Source organism: Micromonospora sicca (genome assembly GCF_003172935.1).
GTDB lineage: Bacteria > Actinomycetota > Actinomycetes > Mycobacteriales > Micromonosporaceae > Micromonospora > Micromonospora sicca.
The window spans coordinates 14,624-37,368 of sequence record NZ_QGKS01000396.1; the positions used below are offsets into that span (position 1 = coordinate 14,624).

Consider the following 22,745-nt stretch of genomic DNA (forward strand, 5'->3'; position numbering starts at 1 on the left):
CACGCGCCGAGGTGTGACGACCGGCACCGCCGGCCGTCGAGTGAACCCCCGATGAAAGGAACCAACCGCAATGACCCGTGACGAGATCACCGCCGGCCTCGCCGAGATCCTCGAAGAGGTTGCCGGGGTGAACCCGGACGACGTGGCCGAGGGGAAGTCCTTCACCGACGACCTCGATGTCGACTCCCTCTCAATGGTGGAGGTCGTGGTGGCGGCCGAGGAGAAGTTCGGCGTCAAGATCCCGGACAACGAGGTGCAGAACCTGAAGACCGTCGGGGACGCCGTCAGCTACATCGCGGCGCAGTCCTGATCATGAGTCTCCCCGACGTCGTCGTCACCGGGCTCGGCGCGACGACCCCGCTCGGCGGGGACGTCGCGTCGACCTGGGACGCCATGCTCGCCGGCCGCTCCGGGGTGAGTGCGCTCACCCAGGAGTGGGCCGGGCAACTTTCCGTCCGGATCGCCGCCCAGCTCGCGGTGGAACCCTCCGAGGTGCTGGAGCGGGTCAAGCTGCGCCGGCTGGACCGGTCCGAGGCGATCGCGATCATCGCGGCGCAGCAGGCCTGGGCCGACGCCGGCCTGGCCGACTCCGGGCTGGACCCGGAGCGGCTGGCGGTCAGCGTCGGCTCCGGCATCGGCGGCGCCACCACCCTGCTCGCCCAGGACGACATCCTGGAGGCGTCCGGGCCGCGGCGGGTCTCCCCGCACACGGTGCCGATGCTGATGCCGAACGGTCCGGCCGCCTGGGTCGGGCTGGAACTGGGCGCCAAGGCCGGCGTGCACTCGGTGGCCAGCGCCTGCGCGACCGGCGCCGAGGCGATCGCGCTCGGCCTGGACATCATCCGCGCCGGCCGGGCCGACGTGGTGGTGGCCGGCGGCACCGAGGCGGTCATCCACCCGCTGCCGATCGCCGGCTTCGCCTCGATGCGGGCCATGTCGACCCGCAACGACGAGCCGGAGCGGGCCTCCCGCCCGTGGGACAAGGGCCGGGACGGGTTCGTGCTCGGCGAGGGCGCGGGTGTGGTGGTCCTGGAGCGCGCCGACCACGCCGCCGCCCGCGGCGCCCGGGTGTACGCGCGCCTCGCCGGCGCCGGCATCACCTCGGACGCGTACGACATCGTGCAGCCGCACGCCGAGGGCGAGGGCGCGATCCGGGCCATCGCGAAGGCGATCGCCGACGCGGACGTCGCGAAGACGGACATCAGGCACGTCAACGCGCACGCCACCTCGACCCCCGTGGGCGACATGCTGGAGATCGGCGCGCTGCACAAGGCGCTCGGCGACCACCCGGTGCTCTCCGCCACCAAGTCGATGACCGGGCACCTGCTCGGCGCGGCCGGCGCGCTGGAGTCGATCGCCGCCATCCTGGCCATCCGCGACAGTGTCGTGCCTCCGACGATCAACCTGGACGACCCGGACGAGGGCCTGACCATGGACGTGGCCGCCCACAAGGCGCGCCACCTGGAGATCCCCGCCGCGCTGAACAACGCGTTCGGCTTCGGCGGTCACAACGTGGCTCTCGTCTTCACGCGGGCCTGAGACCACAGCCTTGGAGGCACAAGTGACCACGACCGCCGTCAGCGCGGAGAGCGCGACCGTGGACTACCGAGATCCCGAGGTGCGGCTGCGGGCGCTGTTCGACGCCGGCACGCTGCGCCTGGCCTCGCCGCGGGACACCTCCGGCGCGCTCTGGGCGCGGGGTGAGATCGACGGTACGCCGGCGATCGCGTTCGCCACCGACGCCACGAAGATGGGCGGCGCGATGGGCACCGACGGGTGCCGGCACGTCGTGGACGCGATCGACACCGCCGTCCGGGAGCGGGTGCCGGTGCTCGGCCTCTGGCACTCCGGCGGCGCCCGGCTGGCCGAGGGCGTCGTCGCGCTCGACGCCGTCGGGCAGGTCTTCGCCGCCATGGTCCGGGCCTCCGGCCGGGTGCCGCAGATCTCCGTGGTGCTCGGCCCGGCCGCCGGTGGCGCCGCGTACGGTCCGGCGCTGACCGACATCGTGGTGATGAGCGGTGCCGGCCGGATCTTCGTCACCGGCCCCGAGGTGGTCCGCAGCGTCACCGGCGAGCAGGTCGACATGGAGCGCCTGGGCGGCCCCGAGCCGCACGGCCGGCGCTCCGGCGTGGTGCACGTGACCTGCGCCGACGACGAGGCGGCGATGGTCGAGTCGCGCAAGCTCGCCGCGCTGCTGGGCCACCAGGGGCGGCTCTGCCCCGACGACGTGCCGGCCGGCGCGACCGACGGGCACGACCTGGCCGCGAAGATGCCGGCCGAGACCAACCGGGCGTACGACGTGAAGCCGGTGGTCAAGGCGCTGCTCGACGCCCCGGGCGTGGAACTGCACGCCAAGTGGGCGCCGAACGTCGTCACCACGCTCGGCCGGTTCGCCGGACGGACGGTCGGCGTGATCGCCAACAACCCGCTGCGGCTGGGTGGCTGCCTCGACGCGTCCAGCGCGGAGAAGGCGGCCCGGTTCGTGCGGATGTGCGACTCGCTCGGGGTGCCGCTGATCGTCCTGGTCGACGTCCCCGGTTACCTGCCCGGCCTGGGCCAGGAGTGGGACGGCGTGGTCCGGCGCGGCGCGAAGCTGCTGCACGCGTTCGCCGAGGCGGTGGTGCCGCGGGTGACGCTGGTGACCCGCAAGGCGTACGGCGGCGCGTACATCGCGATGAACTCCCGGTCGCTCGGCGCCACCGCGGTCTTCGCCTGGCCGAACGCGGAGGTCGCGGTGATGGGCGCCAGCGCGGCGGTCAACATCCTGCACCGCAAGAAGCTGGCCGCCGCGCCCGCCGAGGAGCGGGAGGCGCTGCGCGCCCAGCTGATCGAGGAGCAGGTCCGGTTCGCCGGTGGCGTCAACCGGGCGCTGGAGATCGGCGTGGTGGACGACGTGATCAAGCCGGAGGAGACCCGGCGCCGGATCGCCGAGGCGCTCGCCGCGGCGCCGGCCGCCCGGGGCGCGCACGGCAACATCCCGCTGTAACAGAGTGACGAATCGGCAGGGCCCCTCCGAGCGGAGGGGCCCTGCCGATTCGTCGTGAGTATGCGCTGTAGTGCCTTCGTGAACTTTAGATGGTGGGCACAGCGGGAAGCCGTGTATCACGTCACGGCGTACCGGTGGTTTCGGGAATGAAACTGCCGGTGCCGGCTCGCTGTGGGTCGGCTAATCTTTGTCGATGCTTTCGTCCGTCTCGGCAGCGAGTACGCTGAGGCTGCCCTTGCCGGGCAGGGCCCCCGGCTGCTGGTGGTGGACTTTGGGCGAGGACATTGTGCGGGACGTCACGGAGATCTTGACGTCGTTGTGGGGGCGTCTGTACGGGCGCGGTGTGAGGGCGAGCAGGGTTCGCCGGGCCGTGGAAGCCGCGACGAGGGACAACCCGGCGTGAAGACCGTGCAGGCGTACCGGTACGCCTTGGATTTGACTGCGTCGCAGGAGCGGGCGCTGCTCGCGCATGCGGGGGCGGCCCGGGTGGCGCACAACTGGGCACTGGCGCGAGTGAAGGCGGTGATGGATCAGCGGGCCGCCGAACGCTCGTACGGCATCGACGAGGCGGACCTGACCCCGGTGGTCGGCTGGTCGCTTCCCGCGCTGCGTAGGGCGTGGAATCAGGCGAAGTCCGAGGTGGCGCCGTGGTGGGCCGAGTGCTCCAAGGAGGCGTACAACACCGGCCTGGATGCCCTGGCTAGGGCCTTGAAGAACTGGTCGGACTCCCGTACGGGCAGGCGCGCCGGACGGCTGGTCGGGTTCCCCCGGTTCAAGTCACGCCGCCGGTCGACCCCGACCGTGCGATTCACCACCGGCGCGATCCGCGTCGAGCCGGATCGCAAGCATGTCGTGCTTCCCCGGTTGGGCCGGCTCAAGCTGCACGAGTCCGCCCGCAAGCTCGCCCGCCGCTTGGACGCCGGGACCGCCCGGATCCTGTCCGCGACCGTACGCCGCGACGGCGGACGCTGGCACGTCGCGTTCTGCGTCGAGGTCGACCGCGCCGAGCGCAGCCCGGCCCGCCCGGCTGCCGCGATCGGCGCAGACGTGGGCCTCAAGCACCTCGCGGTGCTCTCGACTGGCGAACTGGCGCCCAACCCCTGTCACCTCAACGCCGCTGGGCGGCGGATGCGACGCCTGGCCCGGCGGATGTCCCGCAGGGTCGGCCCCGACCGGCGCATTGGCCGCAATCCGTCAACGCGGTGGGCGCAGGCGCGCCGCCAAGTCGCCCGCGCACACGCCCGGGTGGCGAATCTGCGCCGCGATGGGCTGCACAAGCTCACCACCCGCCTGGCCCGGGAGTACGGCACCATCGTGGTGGAAGACCTGAATGTGGCCGGGATGCTGCGCAACCGGCGGCTGGCCCGGCACATCGCCGACGCCGGGTTCGCCGAGCTACGCCGGCAACTGGCCTACAAATCCCAATGGAATGGCGGCCGGCTGGTCGTGGCTGACCGCTGGTTTCCGTCCTCGAAGACCTGCTCGGGTTGCGGCGCGGTGAAAACCAAGCTGGCCCTGTCCGAGCCACCTACACCTGCACCACCTGCGGCCTGACCCTGGACCGGGATGTGAACGCCGCACGCAACCTCGCCGCGCTCGCGCACGAGGCCACCGACGCCCGGAGTGGCCGGGAGTCGCTAAACGGACGTGGAGCCGACCGTAAGACCCGCCCCGGCGGGCCGGTGGCCGTGAAACGTCAACCCGGCACCGCCGACGCGCGTCAGACCGGGACCGTCCCACCGCAAGGCGGGACTTCCAACCATGGACTTGTCAAAGTCCACTGAACGGAAACGGCCCTGTTACCGTCTGCGGCGTGGAAGCGACCGAGATCCGCAAGCTCGCCGCGCTCGAGGACACCCACTGGTGGTACCGGGAGCGGCGCGCCCTGCTGGGTCGGGCGCTGCGCCGGCTGGCGGCGGCCGGGACGCGACCGGAGCGGGCGCTGGACATCGGGGCGGCCGGCGGCGGCAACACCCGGGTGCTGCGGGCGCACGGCTGGCGCCCGCTGGCCCTGGAGTACAGCGCGGAGGGCGCCGGGGTGGCCCGGGAGCGGGGCCTGGACGTGATCCGGGCCGACGCCCGCCACCTGCCGGTCTCCTCGGCCGGCCTGGGCCTGGTGGTCGCCTTCGACATCCTGGAGCACTTCGACGAGGACCACCTCGCCGCCGCCGAGATCCGGCGCACCCTGCGCCCGGGCGGGACGGCGCTGATCGCGGTGCCGTGCGACATGCGGCTCTGGTCCGCGCACGACGTGGCGGTCGGGCACGTGCGCCGCTACGACCGTGCCTCGCTGCGGGCGGTGGTGGAGAAGGCCGGGCTCGTGGTCGACGAGCTGTGGAGCTGGAACGTGGTGCTCCGCCCGGTGGCCGCCTGGCGGCGGCGCCGCTCCACCGGCAGCGACCTGGACGACCTGAACCCGGTGCTCAACCTGGGGCTGCGCACGATCATCACCGCCGAGCGGTACCTGCCGGTGAAGTCGCTCCCCGGTGTCTCGCTGATGCTCCGCGCCCACCGCCCGGCCGAGGGCTGAGCCGGACCGGCCGGATCAGCGGAGCCGGTAGACGGCCGTCCGGGAGTTCTCGAAGCGCAGGTCGGCCAGGGTGCGCAGGGTCGGCGACTCCGCTGCGACGGCGCGGTCTACCACCAGCCAGCGCACCCCGTACCGGTCGCGGAGGGCGGCCAGCCCGGCGGACGTCGGGGCGGTGAACGCGGCGTCGTTGGCGCGCAGCCGGTCGGCGTCCCAGAACGGGGCGTACGGGCCCTCGGGCAGCCCGACCATCCGGGGCGCGAACGCCCACCCCTCCACCAGCACCGTGCGCTCGGCGTAACCGCTGAGCCAGAACGTGCGGGCGTCGCACCAGCCGTCCACCACGGCCCGGCAGTGCACGTTGGTGGCCACCACGTCGTCCGGGTCGCTGTGCGCGTGGACCCAGCGGGCCGCCTCGACGCGGGAGGCGGGCATCGGCACCACCGGGTACGCCCCGCCGTTCGGCTGCTTCCCGGCGGCGGCCGCGTCCATGACCAGGCCGGGCGCGCCGGCGACCAGCACGGCGGTGAGCAGCAGCAGCCCGCCCCGGCCGGCCAGCCCGGGCCAGCGCCCGACCAGCGCCGGCCAGCACAGGGCGACCAGCAGCGCCACCACCGTCAGGGCGGCGGCCCAGCAGAGCAGCGGCAGCACCGGGGCGTACGCGGGGATCGCCGGCGTGCTGGTCACGGACCCGAGCTGGACCGCGGTCAGCAGCACCGCGAACCCGGCGGTCCCCACCCCGAGCAGCAGCCGTCCCCGGGCCGGCAGCGCGGCCCGATCGGCCACCTCGACCCAGCCCCAGGCGGAGAGGAGCACGCCGAAGGCGAAGCCGGTCCGGGTGAAGTACTGGTTGCTGCTGCCCGGGTGGCCGACCAGCAGGTAGATCGCCGGCCCGGCGAGCGCGCCGCCGAGCAGGAGGAGCTGCACCGGCTCCAGCCGGCCGCGGCGCGCCCGCAGCAGCGCCAGGACGCCGGCCAGCCGGAGCTGGAGGCTGAGCAGGAGGGCCAGCAGCACCGCCACCCAGAGCATCGCGGTTACCCCGGCGGAACGGTCCTCGGGCAGGTAGGTCCGCAGCCCGGAGAACGGGTCGACGGTCACCCCGTGGCTCTCGAAGGCGAAGAGCACCGCCGTGGCGAAGACCTGCGCCGCGAGGGCCAGCCCGGCGGCGACGAGCACCGCGCGCGGCAGCCGGCGCCGGACCGCCAGCAGCAGCACGGCGGTGAACCCGAGCGCGGCCAGCACCACCGGCACCGTGCTGGCCTTCGCGCCGGTGGAGGCGGCCAGGAAGAGCGCCGCGAGCACCCAGGCGCCGCGCCCGAACGGGGGCACGGCCACGCCGCGGGCCCGACCGACGATCTCCCCGAGCGCCGCGATCAGCGGCAACAGCAGCACCCAGCTGTACGTCATCGACGGGCTGCCCCAGACGATGAAGGTGGCCTGGGTGCCGAAGAGCTGCCGCCACCCGTTCTCGAAGCCGAACTCCCCGACGGTGAACATCAGCCCCGCGGCGACCACCCCGGCGTACGGCCGGCCGGTGATCCGCCAGCCCACCACGGCGACCAGCACGGCGGCGAGCGCGCAGAGCGCCGGCACGGCGAGCCGGAAGAAGACCGTCGGCAGGTCGACCCCGCTGACCAGGCTGGTCGCCGCCAGGTGGGCGAAGCCGAACCAGTGATAGTGCAGCGGCTCCCCGGCCACCTGCGGCACCTCCAGCGGCACCTGGTGGGTGGCCGCCCCGGCGAGGGAGAGCTGGAACGCCAGGTCGATGTACTGCGCCTGCCCCTCGTCGGTGGGGACCACCGGGTTGACGGCCAGGAACGACTCGTACAGGTAGACGGTGAAGCCGGCGACCACCGCGGTCAGCGCCCAGGCCCAGCCGGCCGGGGCGACAGTGTCGTAGCGGACCCGCCAGTGCCGGCGCAGCCGCGGCACGGCGGCGAACGGCGCCAGCACCGCCAGCGGCCAGAGGCGCAACCAGCCGGGCGCCCCGACGGCGGTGAACGCCGCCCAGGCGGCGAGCTCCAGCACCAGCCCGACGGCCGCGCCCATCGCCAGGTCCTCGACCAGGGTGTGCGGCCGGCGGCGCAGCGCCCGGAACACCAGGGTGCCGGGCAGCAGCACCGCCAGCAGGGCGTACGCCGTCCAGCGGGCGATGTCGAGTGCGGGCGTGCCGGCGCTGAGCAGGACGACCGCGACGAACGCGTAGCCGGCGAGGGCGGGGGCGAACCGGACGGCGGCCGGATGGCGACGCGGGCCCACGGTCGACGGGGTGGCGTCCCCGGTGGCGAGGGTGGTCACCGCAGCGTGTCGGCCAGCTCGACGACGTCCCGGCCGGCGGAAGCCGGCTCGGCGGCGCTGTCGCCGGCCACGAAGTACGCGGGCCGGCCCTGCACCGCGGTGTAGATCCGGGCGACGTACTCACCGAGCAGGCCGAGGCAGAGCAGCTGCACCGCGCCGAGGAACAGGATCGCCACGTAGAGCGACGGCCAACCGGTCACCGTGGCGCCGGCGAACCAGGCGAGCACCGCCACCACCACCAGCACCCCGCAGACGGCCACCCCGGCCAGCCCCAGCCAGGTGGCCACCCGCAGCGGCGCGGCGGAGAAGCTGGTGACGCTCTCCGCGGCCAGACCGGCCATCCGGGACAGCGGGTACTTGGTCCGCCCGGCGGCGCGTTCCTGCCGCTCGTAGCCGACCTCCCCGCTGGGGAAGCCGAGCCAGGGCACCACCAGGCGGAGCACCGGGCTGCGCTCGGGCAGCTCCCGCAGCGCCTCCACGGCGGCCCGGCTGAGCAGCCGGAAGTCGCCGGCCTGGGCGGGCACCTGCTTGCCGACCAGCCGCCGGATGAGCCGGTAGTAGCCGGCCGCGGTCCACCGTTTGAACGCGCTGTCCCGGCTCCGGTCGGCCCGGACGCCGTAGACGATGTCCAGCTCGTCGGCGCGCGCCCGGCGGAGCATCTCGACGATCACCTCGGGCGGGTCCTGCAGGTCGGCGTCGATGCTGACCACGTACCCGCCGCGGGCGCGGAGCAGCCCGGCGACCAGGGCGGCCTGGTGGCCGCTGTTGCGGCGCAGCCGCAGCACCCGCAGCTCCGGCCAGCCCACCCGCAGGGCGGTCAGCCCGGCGGCGGTGCCGTCGGTGCTGCCGTCGTCGACCGCCACCACCTCGTACGCCTCGCCGAGGCCGTCGAGCACACCGCGTAGCCGCTCGGCCAGCAGCGGCAGGACGCTCTCCTCGTTGAACATCGGCACCACCACGGAGAGTGCCGGCTCCGGTCGCGTCACGGCGCTCGACCCTCCGTTTCCTGCGGCGGCGGACGGCCCGAACGCTACCAGTCGGGCTGGTCGCGGTCGGGCCTGTCGCGGCGGCGGCCGCCGGTCAGGTGCCGCAGGTGGTGGCGGGCAGCCCGGACACCGGGACCGGCGACCGGCCGCCCGGCCGGGCCTTGCCGGCGAGCGCCCCGGCCAGCGCGGTCATCGACGCCCGGCTGGACGAGTAGGTGGCCAGCAGCGTCGGCGACTTCGCGGCGGCCAGCACGTACGGGGTGTCCATGGCCACCGTCACCGTGGCGTCGGCGCGCAGGTCGTCGCCGCCGTCGCCGTACCCGACGAGGTGGACGACGGTGCCGCCGCTGGGCACCACCTTCACGCCGGCTGCGGTGAGCGCCTCGGTCAGCGTCGCCCGGGTCCGGTCCCGCCCGCCGGAGGAGGTGACGGTGACCGGTCCGGCCACCGGGGCGCCGCACTTCCCGCGCAGCTGGGTGACCGCCGCCGCGGCCAGGTCGGCCGCCGCCTTCCGGTGGTCGGCGCTGTTGAGTCCGGACAGCTCCGGGGTCGGCCGGTCGGCCAGCTTGAACTTCATGGTGAGCACGCGGGTGGCGGCCTCCACCAGCCGGGCCCGGGGCAGCGAGCCGTCGCGGAGCGCGGCGAGCAGCCCGTCGTACGCCTGGCTCACGTTCGGGGTCATCAGGATGAGGTCGTTGCCCGCGGTGAGGGCCCGCACCGCCGCCTCGCCGGGCGACCAGCGCTTGGCCGGCGGCATGTTCATCCCGTCGGTGATCACCACGCCCTGGAAGCCGAGCTGGCCGCGCAGCACGTCGGTGAGGAGCTTGTGGGAGAAGGTGGCCGGGACGCCCGGGTCGACGGCCCGCACGTCGAGGTGGGCCGACATGACCGCCATGGCGCCGGCGCCGATGCCGGCGCGGAACGGCGGGAACGCCGTCCGGTCCAGCACGTCGCGGGACTGGCCGATCACCGGCACGTCCTTGTGCGAGTCGGTGGCGCTCAGGCCGTGCCCGGGGAAGTGCTTGACGCTGGCCGCCACCCCCTCGGCCTGCAGGCCCCGCACCGCGCCGGCGACCTGCGCGGAGGCGTTGGCCGGGTCGGCGCCGAAGGAGCGGGAGCCGATCACGGTGCTCCGGGTGGCCAGCACGTCGGCGACGGGGGCGAAGTCGAGGTTGATCCCCATCGCGGCGAGTTCCGCGCCGGCGGCCCGCCAGGCGGCCTCGGTCAGCGCCGGTTTCCCGGCGGCCCCGGCCGCCATCGGGCTGGGCAGCAGGGTCACGCCGTCGGTGACCCGGGTGACCACGCCGTACTCCTGGTCGGTGCCGATGAGGAAGGGAGCCGGGCCGGCGGGGAGCTTCCCGGCGGCCTCCCGCAGCCCGGTGGTCAGCTCCCGGACCTGCTTGGGGTTGTCGACGTTGGTGGTGGCCTGGTTGCCGGAGGTGGGGTCGTCGGCGCTGAAGCCGACCAGGATCAGGCCGCCGAGCCGGTACTTCGCCACCATCTCCGCCGGGGTGTCGACCCCGGCGAGGGCCCGGTTGCCGGCGGCCGACCCGGGCGAGACCTTGGTCGCGGAGCTGCCGTAGGCGTACGGCATCAGCACCTGGCCGACCAGGTCCTCGTCGGCGAGCGTGCGGACCAGGGCCGCGGCCCGGGCGGCCGGATCGGCGGCGGTCGGGGTCAGGGTCGGGGTCGGGGCGGCCGAGGAGGGGCTCGGCGGCCCGGCGAGATGCGGTCCTGCCGGCTCTTTCGCGCAGCCGGAGACGAGCAGCGCGGTCAGTGCGGCGAGCACGACGAAGGTACGTCGAGGGGTGGTCGACACGCGACCCATCCCACCAGTTCACCGCGTATCGGGCAACTTGACCTTCGGTCAACCGACCCGGGTGAGCAGCGTCACCGGGGCGCCGTCGCCGGCGTACCGGTAGGGCTCCAGCTCGGCGTCCCAGGCGGTGCCGAGGGCCTTGTCCAGGGCGTGCGCGAGGGCCTCCGGGGCGCGGGCGGACGCCATGAGGCTGCGCAGCCGGTCCTCGCCGAGTTGGATGTCGCCGGCCGCGCCGACGGTGGCCCGGAACAGGCCCCGCCCCGGGACGTACATGAACCGCTCGCCGTCGGCGCCGGGGCTGGGTTCCTCGGTCACCTCGAAACGGATCATGGGCCACTGCCGGAGGGCAGCAGCCAGCTCGGCGCCCGTCCCCGGGCTACCGGTCCACCCGCACTCGGCGCGGCGGGCGCCGGGGTCGACGGGCTGGGCCGTCCACTGCAGGTTGACCGGCGCGGCGAGGACGCGCGCGATCGCCCACTCGACGTGTGAGCACACGGCGAGCGGGGTCGAGTGGACGTATACGACGCCACGCGTTGGCACGGTGACCTCCCGGAGAGCGAGGTGCGTCTTCCCCTACGACCTCGTCCACCCGAGTGGCCTCTGCAACACATGATGAACCTCGTGACGGATGGTGCGCTAGGGAATCGGAAAATTCGCCGGCCGGATCCGGCCGGAATAGCCGGCCGGGTGACCCCGTTGACCACCATGACGGCGCGACGACCAGCCAGGTGTCGCGGTCGTGTACAGTTTCTTGGGCGGTTCTGTGCCGCCGTACATCTTCGCGGGCCGAGGCTCATCCGGGCGTCACCCGCAACAGCCCCCGGACGATCAAGTCCTCCCGTACGTCTGCAAGGAGTACCTCCGTGGCGAGCAACACCTCTAAGACCGCGCGCGCGTCAGTCCGGGCCGGCCAGGCTGGCCAGGGTGGCGCCCTCAGCGTTCTGGGCGAGTTCAAGTACGTCATCCCGCTCAACGGCGGCAAGCACGCCTACGTGCGGAACCTGACCAACGGCAAGACCGCGCACCTGCGCACCGACTCCGAGGCCTTCGTCGAGGAGATCCGGGTGCTGGCCGCGGCCGGCCACGCCGCCAAGATCCGGGCGGAGATCAACGGCCTCGCGGCCGCCCACCCGGGCCACGGCTGGGACGCCACCGAGAAGCGTCTCGTCGAGGCCGGCGTCTTCGAGGGCTGAGCCCTCTCGCGTCACCACGAACCGCCCGCCGGGTCACCCGGCGGGCGGTTCGTCCTTTCTCGGCCCCGGTCATTCCTCCAGCAGCGTGACGTTGCCGGTGGCCAGGTCGTAGAGCGCGCCGACCACGGCGACCCGACCGGCGGCGACGGGGCCGGTGAGCAGGTCGTCGGCGCGCAGCGCGGCCACCGTGCGGAGCACGTGCCGGCGGACCGCCAGCGGGTGCGCGCCGGGGTCGTCCGGGCCCACCTCGACCACCGCCGGGGCGATCTGGTCCACCACGTACGCCAGCGAGCCGCCGGGCCGCTGTCCCGTACGCAGCGTCTGCACCGCTGAGCCGACCGCCCCGCAGCGCTCGTGCCCGAGCACCATCACCAGCGGCACCCCGAGCTGGCCCACCACGTACTCGATCGAACCGAGGACCGCCTGGTCGAGCACGTGCGCGCCGGTGCGGATCACGCAGATCGACCCGAACGTCTGGTCGAAGATCGCCTCCAGCGGGACCCGCGAGTCGATGCAGCCGAGCACCACGGCGTACGGCTGCTGGTCGCCCGAGGCGACCGCCGCCGCGGCGGTGACGTCGTGCCCGTGCACGGGCTGGCCGCTGACGAAGCGGCGGTTCCCGGCGAGCAGCTCGGCCAGGGCCGTACGCGGGCTGCGGCCCGCTCCGGCGGCCGGGGTCGGGCGCGGCGGCGACATGCCCTCCAGCCTGGTCACCGATCCGACCGCGCGGGTGCCGGTTGCGAATCTTCTCATCACCACGGTTGGCGTGTTGTCATGGCGGGTAGCCGGTGTTACCGCCGGGTTACGCCGGTGCGAGGAACGCCGGCCGGCCCGGGGGAGGTAGCGATGCCGGAGCACCTGGAGGTACAGCTTCCCGACGACGTACGCCTGCACGTGACGGTGACCGGGCCGGACGACGCCGAGGTGACGGCGATCCTGCTGCACGGCTGGACGCTCGACGGCCGCAGCTGGCACCGCCAGCTCGCCGAGATCCGGGAGCGGTTCGGCGACCGGGTCCGGGTGGTCACCTACGACGCCCGGGGGCACGGCCGGTCCAGCTGCATGGCGCTGCGTACCGCTACCCTGGCCCAGCTCGGCGACGACCTCGCCGCGGTGGTGGACGAGGTCGCCCCGACCGGGAAGGTGCTGCTGGTCGGGCACTCGATGGGCGGGATGACCGTGATGGAGTACGCGCACCGCCACCCCGGGCAGTTCGCCGCCCGGACCGCCGGGCTGGTCTTCGTCTCGACCACCGCCGAGGGGCACACGCACACCGTCTACGGCCTGTCGCCCCGGATCGCCCGGTTGATCCGGCTCGCCGAGACCACCGGCGCCGGGGTGCTGGCCCGGTGCGGGTCCTGGCGGCCGCCCCGGGCGCTGCTGCGCGCGCTGCGCCCCAGCATCCGCTGGATGCTCTTCGGCGACCGCTGCGACCCGGCGGACATCCGGCTGGTCACCTCGGCGGTGGCGCACGCCTCGCTGCGCTCGATCGGCGGGTTCCGCGCCTCGATCGGCGCCCAGCACCGGCTCGACACGCTGGCCGCGCTGGGCCACCTGCCGGCCGCCGCGCTGGTCGGCGACCGGGACCGGCTCACCCCGCCGCCGTGCGCCGAGTCGATCGCCGCCGCGCTGCCGACCACCGAGCTGACGGTCTGCCCGGGCGCCGGGCACATGCTGATGATGGAGCGGCCGGACGAGGTGAACGCGGCGCTGGCCGCGGTGCTCCGGCAGGTGCTGGAGCGGCCGGCGCCGGACGGCAGCCGCGCCGGCGATCGCCCGGCGGCCGGGGTGGGAACGGCCGGATAACGGGCAACCCGGACGGGGCGGGAGTGCGGACCGGCATGGCCCTGGCACGGGCCGGAAGGCCGGCCCGTACCCTCATTCAGCCACCGTGCCCGCCGCCCGGACCACAGGAGTTGCCGCGTTGACCGACCAGACCACCCTGGACCGGGAGATGGCCGCCGAACAGCGGCATCTCGACCGGGTGTACGCCCGGCTGGCGGAGCTGCGCCGGTCGGCCGCCGACGCCGAGCGGGAGGGCTACCGGTTGGCCCGGGTGGGCAACTTCGGGGCGCTGGTCGAGCGGGACGCGATGGTCTTCCACGCCGCGCGGCGCCGGCACGCGCTGGACGCCGAGCACGAGGGGCTGGTCTTCGGCCGGCTCGACCTGCGTACCCGGCAGGTGCTGCACGTCGGGCGGCTCGGGGTGCGCGGCGAGAACGCCGAGACCCTGGTGGTGGACTGGCGGGCGCCGGCGGCCGCGGCCTTCTACCAGGCGACGCCGGCCGAGCCGATGGGCGTGGTGCGGCGGCGCACCATCCAGTCGTCGGCGGAGAAGGTGACCCGGATCGAGGACGACCTGCTCGATCCGGCCGCGGCGCCGGCGGACATGGCGGTGGTCGGCGACGGGGCGCTGCTCGCCACCCTGTCCCGGGCCACCGGTCGCGGCATGCGGGACATCGTGGCGACCATCCAACGGGAGCAGGACGAGGCGATCCGCTCCCCCGGCTCGGGCGTCACGATCGTCTCCGGCGGCCCGGGCACCGGCAAGACGGCGGTGGCGCTGCACCGGGCGGCGTACCTGCTCTACTCGGACCGCAGCCGGTACGCCGGCGGCGGCATCCTGGTCGTCGGCCCGTCGAGCGTCTTCGTGGAGTACATCGCCTCGGTGCTGCCCTCGCTGGGCGAGGAGACGGCCACCCTGCACTCGCTCGGCTCGCTCTTCCCGGGCATGTCGGCGTCCCGGACGGACTCCCCCGACGTGGCGGCGGTGAAGGGGTCGCTGCGGATGCGCCGGGTGTTGGAGGGCGCGGTCCGGGACACGGTGCCGGACTCGCCGGGCGAGCTGCGGCTGCTCTACCGGGGCGAGCTGCTCCGGCTGGAGCGCCGGGAGCTGGACGGCATCCGGGACCGGGCGCTGCCCCGGGGCGCGCGCCGCAACGAGGTGCGCCGCGCCGGCTTCGACGGGGTCCTCGCGGCGCTCTACGCCCAGGCCCGCCAGTTGCGGGTCGTCCGGCTGCCGGAGCAGCGCGCGTTCGAGGACGAGATCATCGACCGGCCGGAGTTCCGGGAGTTCCTGAAGGCCTGGTGGCCCCGGCTGCATCCGCGGCACGTGCTGGGCTGGTTGGCCCGGCCGGAGCGGCTGCGCCGGTACGCCGGCGGCATCCTGTCCGGGGCGGAGATCCGGCTGCTGACCGAGGCGTACCGGAGCCTGGACACCGCGGGGCTGACCATCGCGGACATCGCGCTGCTGGACGAGCTGGACGCGCTGCTCGGCAAGCCGGTGCGGCCGGCGAAGGCGAAGCGCGACCCGTTCCAGCTCGCCGGCGGGGTCCGGGAGCTGAGCACGTTCGCGGACCGGCAGCGGGCCGCCCGCGCCGCGGCCCGGGAGCGGCCGGAGGACTACCGGGAGTACGCGCACGTGGTGGTCGACGAGGCGCAGGACGTCTCGCCGATGCAGTGGCGCATGATCGGCCGGCGCGGCCGGCTGGCCTCCTGGACGGTGGTGGGCGACCCGGCGCAGACCGCGTGGACCGGTGACCCGGAGGAGCTGACCCGGGCGCGGGACCAGGCGCTGGGACGACGCCGCCGGCACCAGTTCACGCTGACCACCAACTACCGCAACTCGGCGGAGATCTTCGCGGTGGCGGCGGCGGAGATCCGCCGGCTCTACCCGGACCTGCCGCTGCCCACCGCGGTGCGCTCCACCGGCATCGAGCCGGTCGAGCGGACCGTGCCGGCCGCCGGGCTGTCGGCGGCCACCGTGGCGGCGGCCCGGACCCTGCTGGCCGAGGTCGAGGGGACGGTCGGGGTGATCACCCCGGTGCCGCGCCGGGATGAGGTGGCCGGCTGGCTCGGCGAGCTGGGCGGCGCCCGGCTCCAGGTGGTGACGAGCCTCCAGGCGAAGGGCATGGAGTACGACGGGGTGGTGCTGGTCGCGCCGAGCGAGATCCGGGCGGATCCGGGCTCCGGTGTACGGACCCTCTACGTGGCGCTCTCCCGGGCCACGCAGCGGCTCACCACCCTCGACGCGCTGGGCTGAGCAGGGCTTCGACCGCGAGAGGGCGGACACTGGCCGTTCAGTTGCATACATAGCGATGTGAACATAGATTGGGCCCGGCCGGGGCGAGGGCGAAAGGGTGTGGGCGTGGGCGCAGGTCATGACCACAGCGGGGCGGTGACCAACGCCGCCTACCGCCACCGGGGTCGACTCTGGGCCGCGTTCGGGCTGCTCACCGCCCTGATGCTGGTCGAGGCGGTCACCGCGTTCGCCACCGGCTCGCTGGCCCTGCTCTCCGACGCCGGGCACATGTTCACCGACGTGCTGGGCATCGGCATGGCCCTCGCCGCGATCACCGCCACCCGGCACGCCGACACCGACCCGCAGCGCACCTTCGGGCTCTACCGGCTCGAGGTGCTGGCCGCCCTGGCCAACGCGGTGCTGCTCGGCGCCGTCGCGGTCTACGTGCTGGTCGAGGCGGTACGCCGGTTCGGCGAGCCGCCGGAGGTGCTGGCCGGCCCCATGCTCGCGGTGGCGGTGCTCGGCCTGCTGGCCAACGTCGCCGCCTTCGCCCTGCTGCGCGGCGGGGCGGAGGAGAGCATCAACCTGCGCGGGGCGTACCTGGAGGTGCTGGGCGACCTGCTCGGCTCGCTCGGGGTGATCGGCGCCGCGCTGGTCATCGCGCTCACCGACTGGTGGTGGGCGGACCCCCTCGTCGCCGTCGCGATCGGGCTGTTCATCCTGCCCCGCACCTGGCGGCTGGGGCGGGCGGCGCTGCGCATCCTGGTGCAGGCCGCCCCAGAGCACCTCCAGGTGACCGCGGTGCACGACCGGCTGGCCTCGGTGCCCGGCGTCGCCGAGGTGCACGACCTGCACGTCTGGACGTTGACCTCGGGCATGGAGGTGGCCTCCGCGCACCTGACCATGTGCCCGGGCGCCGAGGTGGGCGAGGTGCTGGCCGCCGCCCGGACCGCCCTGCACGAGGACTTCCGGATCGATCACGCGACGTTGCAGATCGAGCCCGGGGCGTCACCTGGGGCCTGTGGTGCGGTCGAGTGGTAATTAGGGCAAACTTAAATCAGTGTGGGTATTGTGCACTCATGCCGGTTTTGCCCCCGGTCGTGCCCTTAGCTCACCGGGCCGGGCCGGGGCACCACCGGTAGGCTCGGCCCCGGCCTCCGCCGGGCGGCGCCCACCGGCGCCTGCGGTGGCCGCCGCCTAATCGCCGCCCGCGGCGAACCGGGGAACCATGTTCGTGGGGTGCATCCGCGCCAGCGGTAGGGATCTTCCGTCCCGAACCCGTCAGCTAACCCGGTCGGCGGCTGACGGAAGGAAACCTGAATGGCAGCAGTGGCACCTGTACGACGGACGGCCGCCCGGTTGGCGGCCCTGCTCGTGGCGACGCTCGCGCTCGGCCTCGCCACCGCGCCGGTCGGCCCCGCCGTGGCGGCACCCCCGGCCGGGCTCGTCGCCGCCGCCCCCGGCGACGACGAGGGCGGCACCCCGGCGCTGCGCGCTCAGCTCGACGCGGCCAGCAAGGGCTGGCTGGAGGCGAAGGCCGCGCTGGCCCGCTCCGTCGGGCGGCAGAAGCAGCTCACCGACCAGCTCACCACGATCAATGCCGAGCTGAGCGTCCGCGACACCAAGGTCGGCGAGATCGCCGGGGTCGCGTACCGGACCGGCCGGCTCGGCACCGCGGCGGCGCTGCTCGCCAGCGACAGCCCGGAAGGCTTCATGGACCGCGCCGCCGCGCTGGGCCAGGTCGCCGCCAACGAGGACCGGGCGCTGCACGACCTGATCGAGACCCGGGACCGCGCGACGGCGACCCGGACGGCGCTGAACGCCGAAATCCAGGAACAGCGCAGGCAGGTCGCGGTGATGGCCAAGCGCAAGCAGCAGGCCGAACGCGCGCTGGAGGTGGCGAACGACCGCGCCGCGAGCGGCGGCAGCGGCGGCATCCGGGGCACCTCCACCGCGAACGCCGACCCGGCGCCGCGCAACTCCGACGGCTCCTGGCCGCCCGAGTCGTGCAGCGTCAACGACCCCACCCCGGCCGACGGCTGCATCACCCCGCGCACCCTGCACGCGCTCAAGGAGGCCAAGTCGGCCGGGTTCACCCGGTACGTCTCCTGCTACCGACCCAGCGGCTCGGGTGAGCACCCCAAGGGCCGGGCGTGCGACTTCGCCGCGCAGTCCGACGGCTTCGGCGGGGTCGCCAGCGGTGGCGACCGGACGTACGGCAACAACCTGGCGGCGTACTTCATCCGCAACTCCGACGCGCTGGCCGTGCTCTACGTGATCTGGTTCAAGCAGATCTGGCTGCCGAGCAGCGGCTGGAAGTCGTACAGCGGCGGCAACGGCGACCCGTCCAGCGACCACACCAACCACGTGCACCTGTCCGTCTACTGAGCCCCCGGGGTGACCCGTCGCCGGACGGGTCGCCCCCGGCTACGCCCCCCGACGTACGCCGGATGTCGCCGTCGGCCCCACGACGCGGCCCGGCCGGCGGACCAGCATCGACGGCATGAGCCGACTCTCCCCCGCCGCCCGCAAGGCCCTGCTGACCCTGCACCTGGTCACCGCGCTGGGCTGGCTCGGCGCGGACCTGGTGCTGCTCACCCTCGGCGTCGCCGGCCTGCGTGGCGCCGACCCCGCGGTGGTCTACCCCACCGCGGGGCTCGTCGTCACGTACCTCTTCGCGCCGCTGAGCGTCGTGGTGTGGCTGGTCGGGGTGGCGAGTTCGCTGCTCACCCCGTGGGGGGTGCTGCGCTGGCGCTGGGTGCTGGTCAAGTTCGTGCTCACCACGGTCATGCTCGGCCTGGTCCTGCTGCTGCTGACGCCGACCGTGCGCGGGCTCGGCGAGCTGGGCCCGGCAGTGACCACCCGGGACCGGCTGGACCTGGTGATCCCGCCGGCGGTCTCGACCAGCGTGCTGCTCGTCGCCACCGTGCTCTCCACCTACAAACCGTGGGGCCGCCGCGGAGCCCCGGCCGGCCGCCGCCGGCCCGTCGCCGCCGGACGCCCGTCCTGAGCGGGCGGCTCAGCTCGTGGCGGACGCGTCCGGGCCGCGGTCCAGCGCCGCGCCGAGCCGGCTGGCCAGCCCGAGGTGGGCCGCCCGGGCCTGCCGGAAGGCGTACCCGAACAGGGGCGCCGGCGCGGTCAGGGTGATCCCGACGTCGATCCGCGTCACGCCGCCCGGCTCGTCCCGCAGCCGGGTGTGGTTGCGCACGGTCGTGGCCGGGCGCTGGCGGGCCACCGTCACCACCTCGTCCTCGGTGGCGATCAGCACGTCGGCCCGGTAGGTGACCGGGAAGCGCAGCGGCCCGACCGCCAGCCGGTCGGTGATCGCGTAACTGGCCAGCGCGCCCGGGCGGGGCGGCAGCCGGCGCACGCCGACGATCAGCGGGTGCAGCTCGCCCTGGCGGGTCAGGTCGCCGAGGAGGGCGAGCGCCTCGGCCCGCGTACAGCGCGCCTGCACGGTGTAGCTGAACGTCTCGCGGCTGAGCACACCGTCCCCCTCGCCGTCGGCGGTTCGCACGATCGTCCCGTACGCCGAGCGGGCTGGCAACGCCCCGGCATGACGCGGGGCTGGCGGGGAATCCGGACCGCCCGGGCGGGACGAGGAGGCGGGGCGCGTGGACGGATACGGCGGATGAGCGGGCACGTGATGGTCTTCGCGCCGACGCCCCGGCTCACGGTGACCGTCGACCAGCCGGCCGACCACCCGGAGCTGCACCTGCACCCCGGCGGGCAGGGGGTCTGGCAGGCCCGGATCATCATGTCGCTCGGGGTGGAGGTGGTGCTCTGCGCCAGCCTCGGCGGCGAGATCGGTCAGGTCCTGGAGCCGCTGCTGGTCAGCGAGGGCGTCGACCTCAAGGTGGTGGTCCGCGACTCGGGCGGCAGCGGCGGGTACGTGCACGACCGGCGGGAGGGCACCCGGCACGAGATCGTCGACGTGCCGGGACACCCGCTCAGCCGGCACGAGCTGGACGAGCTGTACAACCTCGCCCTCGGCGAGGGACTGCGCGCCCCGGTCAGCGTGCTCAGCGGGCCGAACGACCCGAAGCTGGTCCCGGCCGACCTGTACCGGCGGTTCGCCGCCGACCTGGGCGCCAACGGCAGCCGGGTGGTGGTGGACCTGGCCGGCGAGCATCTCACCGCGGTGCTGACGAGCGGGGTGTTCTTCCTCAAGGTCAGCCACGAGGAGCTGATCGCCGACGGGCGGGCCGCCGGCGACGACGAGGAGCAGCTCACCCGGGCGATGTACGACCTGCACGCGACCGGCGCCGAGAATGTCGTGGTGAGCCGCGCCGAGAAGCCGGCGCTGGCCCTGGTCGACGGGGAGGTGTTCGAGGTGGAGATGCCCCGCCTGGAGGCGGCCGACCCGCGCGGCGCGGGCGACTCGATGACCGCCGGGGTGGCCGCCGTGACGGCCCGCGGCGGGGACGTGCATACCGCCATCCGTACCGGCGCCGCCGCCGGCGCGCTCAACGTGACCCGGCACGGGCTCGGCACCGGACGGCTGGACTCGATCATCGGGCTGGTGGAGCGGGTCCGGCTGGTGCCGGCCGGCACCCGGCCGCAGGAGCGGACCACCCCCGACGAGCTGGCCGAGCGGGCGGCCGAACGATGACGCTGCGGGTCCTGGTCACCAACGACGACGGCATCGCGGCGCCCGGCATCGGCTGGCTGGCGCGGGCGGCGGCGGACCGCGGGCTGGACGTGGTGGTCGCCGCGCCGCTGGAGGAGGCGAGCGGCACCAGCGCGGCGATGACCGCGGTGGAGCGGGAGGGGCACGTGGTGGTCCGCCAGCACCCGCTGCCCGAGCTGCCCGACGTGCCGGCGTACGGGGTGGCCGGCTCGCCCGGTTTCATCGCCCTGATCGCCGTGCACGGCGCGTTCGGGCCGCCGCCGACGGTGGTGCTCTCCGGGATCAACCGGGGTGCGAACGCCGGCCGCGCGGTGCTGCACTCGGGCACCGTGGGCGCCGCGTTCACCGCCGCCGCGAACGGCTGCCGGGCGATGGCGGTCTCCCTCGACGTGCTCTCCGCCGGGGAGGCCACCGCGGCCAGCGGCGGCGCCGGGGTGGCCGCCGCCGCCCGGGTGCGCGACGCGGAGCGGCACTGGTCGACCGCCGCCCGGGTCGCCCTCGACCTGCTGCCCCGGCTGCTGGCCGGGCCGGTGGAGAGCGTGCTCAACGTCAACGCCCCCGACCTGCCGCACGGTCGGCTGCGCGGGGTGCGGAAGGGGACCCTGGCCACGTTCGGCCAGGTGCAGATGACGGTCGCCGAGTCGGGACACGGCTTCGTCCGCACCTCGCTGGAGGAGCCCGGGCAGGCCGTCCAGCCCGGCACCGACCTGGCGCTGCTCGCCGACGGGTACGCCTCCGTCACCGCCGTGCGGGCCGTGACGGAGGTGTCCGACGTCGACCTGTCCGGCCTCGGCGCGGCCGAGGACTGAGCCGCGACGGGCCCCGCGCGCGCCAAGCTCAGGCGCCGGGGAGCACCTCGGGGGTCGCGGTGCCGGCGAAGTAGGGCTCGGGGGCGCCGAAGAGGCCGAGCAGGCCGGTGACCCAGAGCTGCCGGTGGACGAACCGGCTCGGCTCGGTAACGACCAGCTTCACACCGCTGACCTCGGCGGTCTGGAAGCCGGCGACCATCGCGCTGATGCCCACCGAGTCGATGAAGGTGACCAACCGCATGTTCAGCTCGATTCGGGACGGACGGCCCTTGGCGAGCACCTCCGCGATCGCCTCGCGGACCTCGTATGCGGTGTCGACGTCGATCTCGCCTCGCGGGGCGATCTGGATGACACCACCCGGCAGCACCGACTTCACGATCGACAGGCTCACGCGAGCACCTCCACTCGCCCATGACGGGCGCCTCATCAGTACGCGGGCCGCGACCGAGAGTATTCCTCCGACGGCCTCGGTCGCCACCCCTCGGGATGAGCAATTCGCGGACCGGGCACACCCGGGCAGCCCGATCCAGACCTTCTGGCTTCTATTTTCCCGACGAGCGGGTTTCTCGTTCTCCAACGATCGACCGGTGCCGGCCGATCCGCCGCACCAGGGTAGCGGCCCCGCGCCCGCCGGGCGCGTACCCCCGGACGTCGGCGCGTTCGGTTGACCCCGCCGCCTAGCATCGGCCGGGAGTGCTCCGAACGGAGAGGATGATCGATGATCAGGAGACTGCTCGGGCTGGCCGGTGTCGGCGCCCTGCTCGCTCTCGTGCTGGCCTGTGGCTTCGGTGGAGCGGGCGACGACGATGACGACGACGATGACGACTTCGCCCGGGGGCCGGTGACCGTGTCGGTCCGCTGAGTGGACCGGCGGATGGTTTGCGCCGACGCCCGGACGGGCACTGGCGGGTAAAAGAACAGTCACGCGCTGGACAGCCGCCGGAGTCCGAAGTGGCCGCCGGGCTTCGGCACCCCGAGGAGGTAAGCATGTTCGGAAGCATCCTGTTGGACCGCCGCACCAGGCCCGAGCGGATCGCCGACCAGGCGTGGCAGCAACTGGTCTCGACCGTCAGCTCCGCCGGTGACAGCGTCCGGGACACCGCCCGGTCCGCCCGTCGCGGCGGCTCGGGCCTGGCCGACGACGCCACGGACCTGGTCGGCGCCGCCGCCGAGGAGGCCCGCCGCCGGGCCACCCTCGCCTTCGACGCGCTCGCCGGCCGCCGCCCGGCGTTGCCCTGGGCCCTGCTGATCAGCGCCGCGCTGGTCGGCGCGGCACTCGGCTGGGCCGCCGGCACCGCCGCCCGGGCCGCCGGGAGCCGGGACGCCGAGGAGATCGAGTTCGTCGACGTGGACCGGCCCAACTCGCCCGTCGGCCTCGACGGCTGACCCGACGTACCGACGACGCGGCGGTGTCCCCGACTCCGGGGACACCGCCGCGTCGCGTCCGCTGCGGACGGTCGCCAGTCCAGCTGGAAC

Annotated in this window: 23 protein-coding genes and 1 riboswitch; of the genes, 16 read left to right on the plus strand and 7 right to left on the minus strand. The window is 74.5% G+C overall.

Annotated elements, in window-relative coordinates; all coding sequences use genetic code 11:
• Window positions 1-70 precede the first annotated feature (70 nt).
• From DKT69_RS30945 to DKT69_RS30970, 6 genes are all read left to right on the plus strand, one after another.
• Window positions 71-310: an acyl carrier protein gene (locus tag DKT69_RS30945; protein WP_088972559.1), complete on the plus strand. Its 240-nt coding sequence runs from the start codon at window positions 71-73 to the stop codon at window positions 308-310.
• Window positions 311-312: 2 nt separating this feature from the next.
• The gene (fabF, locus tag DKT69_RS30950) at window positions 313-1,539 is read left to right on the plus strand and encodes a beta-ketoacyl-ACP synthase II (protein WP_109804972.1); all 1,227 of its coding nucleotides are present in this window, start codon (window positions 313-315) and stop codon (window positions 1,537-1,539) included.
• A gap of 22 nt (window positions 1,540-1,561) precedes the next feature.
• Window positions 1,562-2,986: an acyl-CoA carboxylase subunit beta gene (locus DKT69_RS30955; protein WP_109804973.1), complete on the plus strand. Its 1,425-nt coding sequence runs from the start codon at window positions 1,562-1,564 to the stop codon at window positions 2,984-2,986.
• A gap of 399 nt (window positions 2,987-3,385) precedes the next feature.
• On the plus strand, window positions 3,386-4,540 hold the full coding sequence (tnpB, locus tag DKT69_RS30965; RefSeq protein WP_201749949.1) for an IS607 family element RNA-guided endonuclease TnpB: 1,155 nt from the start codon (window positions 3,386-3,388) through the stop codon (window positions 4,538-4,540).
• The gene (locus DKT69_RS41255; RefSeq protein WP_368666287.1) at window positions 4,474-4,770 is read left to right on the plus strand and encodes a zinc ribbon domain-containing protein; all 297 of its coding nucleotides are present in this window, start codon (window positions 4,474-4,476) and stop codon (window positions 4,768-4,770) included. Before tnpB ends, DKT69_RS41255 begins: the two co-directional genes overlap by 67 nt.
• Window positions 4,771-4,799: 29 nt before the next feature.
• On the plus strand, window positions 4,800-5,516 hold the full coding sequence (locus DKT69_RS30970) for a class I SAM-dependent methyltransferase (protein WP_109804974.1): 717 nt from the start codon (window positions 4,800-4,802) through the stop codon (window positions 5,514-5,516).
• Between the two features lie 15 nt (window positions 5,517-5,531).
• On the opposite strand, the gene DKT69_RS30975 is transcribed toward DKT69_RS30970, so the two are convergent.
• The 4 genes from DKT69_RS30975 to DKT69_RS30990 all read right to left on the minus strand — a co-directional run bounded on the left by DKT69_RS30975 (window position 5,532) and on the right by DKT69_RS30990 (window position 11,156).
• Window positions 5,532-7,811, minus strand: a complete 2,280-nt coding sequence (locus DKT69_RS30975) for a hypothetical protein (RefSeq protein ID WP_109804975.1) — start codon at window positions 7,809-7,811, stop codon at window positions 5,532-5,534.
• On the minus strand, window positions 7,808-8,797 hold the full coding sequence (locus tag DKT69_RS30980; RefSeq protein WP_255420244.1) for a glycosyltransferase family 2 protein: 990 nt from the start codon (window positions 8,795-8,797) through the stop codon (window positions 7,808-7,810). The genes DKT69_RS30975 and DKT69_RS30980 overlap by 4 nt, the downstream gene beginning before the upstream one ends.
• A gap of 94 nt (window positions 8,798-8,891) precedes the next feature.
• The gene (locus tag DKT69_RS30985) at window positions 8,892-10,625 is read right to left on the minus strand and encodes a glycoside hydrolase family 3 protein (protein WP_109804976.1); all 1,734 of its coding nucleotides are present in this window, start codon (window positions 10,623-10,625) and stop codon (window positions 8,892-8,894) included.
• Window positions 10,626-10,664: 39 nt separating this feature from the next.
• On the minus strand, window positions 10,665-11,156 hold the full coding sequence (locus DKT69_RS30990) for a DUF3145 domain-containing protein (RefSeq protein ID WP_109804977.1): 492 nt from the start codon (window positions 11,154-11,156) through the stop codon (window positions 10,665-10,667).
• A 323-nt stretch (window positions 11,157-11,479) separates the two neighbouring features.
• Here DKT69_RS30990 and DKT69_RS30995 point away from each other — a divergent pair, with 323 nt between their 5' ends.
• Entirely contained in the window at window positions 11,480-11,809 is a 330-nt protein-coding gene (locus tag DKT69_RS30995; RefSeq protein WP_109804978.1) for a hypothetical protein, read from the plus strand.
• 69 nt (window positions 11,810-11,878) lie between these two features.
• Here the strand turns inward: DKT69_RS30995 and DKT69_RS31000 are convergent, their stop codons facing one another.
• A complete protein-coding gene (locus DKT69_RS31000) occupies window positions 11,879-12,523 on the minus strand; it encodes a carbonic anhydrase (RefSeq protein ID WP_375373519.1) in 645 nt (214 codons plus the stop codon).
• A gap of 132 nt (window positions 12,524-12,655) precedes the next feature.
• On the opposite strand from DKT69_RS31000, the gene DKT69_RS31005 reads away from it, so the two are divergent.
• The 5 genes from DKT69_RS31005 (at window position 12,656) to DKT69_RS31025 (ending at window position 18,840) form a co-directional block, all read left to right on the plus strand.
• The gene (locus tag DKT69_RS31005) at window positions 12,656-13,615 is read left to right on the plus strand and encodes an alpha/beta fold hydrolase (protein WP_109804979.1); all 960 of its coding nucleotides are present in this window, start codon (window positions 12,656-12,658) and stop codon (window positions 13,613-13,615) included.
• Window positions 13,616-13,733: 118 nt separating this feature from the next.
• Window positions 13,734-15,851: a HelD family protein gene (locus tag DKT69_RS31010; RefSeq protein WP_109804980.1), complete on the plus strand. Its 2,118-nt coding sequence runs from the start codon at window positions 13,734-13,736 to the stop codon at window positions 15,849-15,851.
• Between the two features lie 105 nt (window positions 15,852-15,956).
• A complete protein-coding gene (locus tag DKT69_RS31015; protein WP_109804989.1) occupies window positions 15,957-16,871 on the plus strand; it encodes a cation diffusion facilitator family transporter in 915 nt (304 codons plus the stop codon).
• A gap of 143 nt (window positions 16,872-17,014) precedes the next feature.
• Window positions 17,015-17,146, plus strand: a riboswitch (cyclic di-AMP (ydaO/yuaA leader).
• A gap of 4 nt (window positions 17,147-17,150) precedes the next feature.
• Window positions 17,151-18,218, plus strand: coding sequence for a coiled-coil domain-containing protein (locus DKT69_RS31020; protein ID WP_109804981.1), 1,068 nt, complete (start codon window positions 17,151-17,153; stop codon window positions 18,216-18,218).
• A 115-nt stretch (window positions 18,219-18,333) separates the two neighbouring features.
• Window positions 18,334-18,840, plus strand: a complete 507-nt coding sequence (locus tag DKT69_RS31025) for a hypothetical protein (protein ID WP_109804982.1) — start codon at window positions 18,334-18,336, stop codon at window positions 18,838-18,840.
• Between the two features lie 9 nt (window positions 18,841-18,849).
• On the opposite strand, the gene DKT69_RS31030 is transcribed toward DKT69_RS31025, so the two are convergent.
• A complete protein-coding gene (locus tag DKT69_RS31030; protein WP_236648461.1) occupies window positions 18,850-19,347 on the minus strand; it encodes an SRPBCC family protein in 498 nt (165 codons plus the stop codon).
• Between the two features lie 114 nt (window positions 19,348-19,461).
• On the opposite strand from DKT69_RS31030, the gene DKT69_RS31035 reads away from it, so the two are divergent.
• Window positions 19,462-20,442, plus strand: a complete 981-nt coding sequence (locus tag DKT69_RS31035) for a 1-phosphofructokinase family hexose kinase (protein WP_201749950.1) — start codon at window positions 19,462-19,464, stop codon at window positions 20,440-20,442.
• A complete protein-coding gene (gene surE / locus DKT69_RS31040) occupies window positions 20,439-21,269 on the plus strand; it encodes a 5'/3'-nucleotidase SurE (RefSeq protein ID WP_109804983.1) in 831 nt (276 codons plus the stop codon). The genes DKT69_RS31035 and surE overlap by 4 nt, the downstream gene beginning before the upstream one ends.
• Before the next feature lie 28 nt (window positions 21,270-21,297).
• Here the strand turns inward: surE and DKT69_RS31045 are convergent, their stop codons facing one another.
• Complete coding sequence (locus tag DKT69_RS31045) at window positions 21,298-21,660, minus strand: STAS domain-containing protein (RefSeq protein WP_109804984.1); 363 nt, start codon at window positions 21,658-21,660, stop codon at window positions 21,298-21,300.
• Window positions 21,661-21,987: 327 nt separating this feature from the next.
• Here DKT69_RS31045 and DKT69_RS38640 point away from each other — a divergent pair, with 327 nt between their 5' ends.
• Both DKT69_RS38640 and DKT69_RS31050 read left to right on the plus strand, forming a co-directional pair.
• Window positions 21,988-22,131: a hypothetical protein gene (locus DKT69_RS38640; protein ID WP_161557987.1), complete on the plus strand. Its 144-nt coding sequence runs from the start codon at window positions 21,988-21,990 to the stop codon at window positions 22,129-22,131.
• Window positions 22,132-22,256: 125 nt separating this feature from the next.
• A complete protein-coding gene (locus DKT69_RS31050; protein WP_109804985.1) occupies window positions 22,257-22,655 on the plus strand; it encodes a hypothetical protein in 399 nt (132 codons plus the stop codon).
• Window positions 22,656-22,745: the final 90 nt, after the last annotated feature.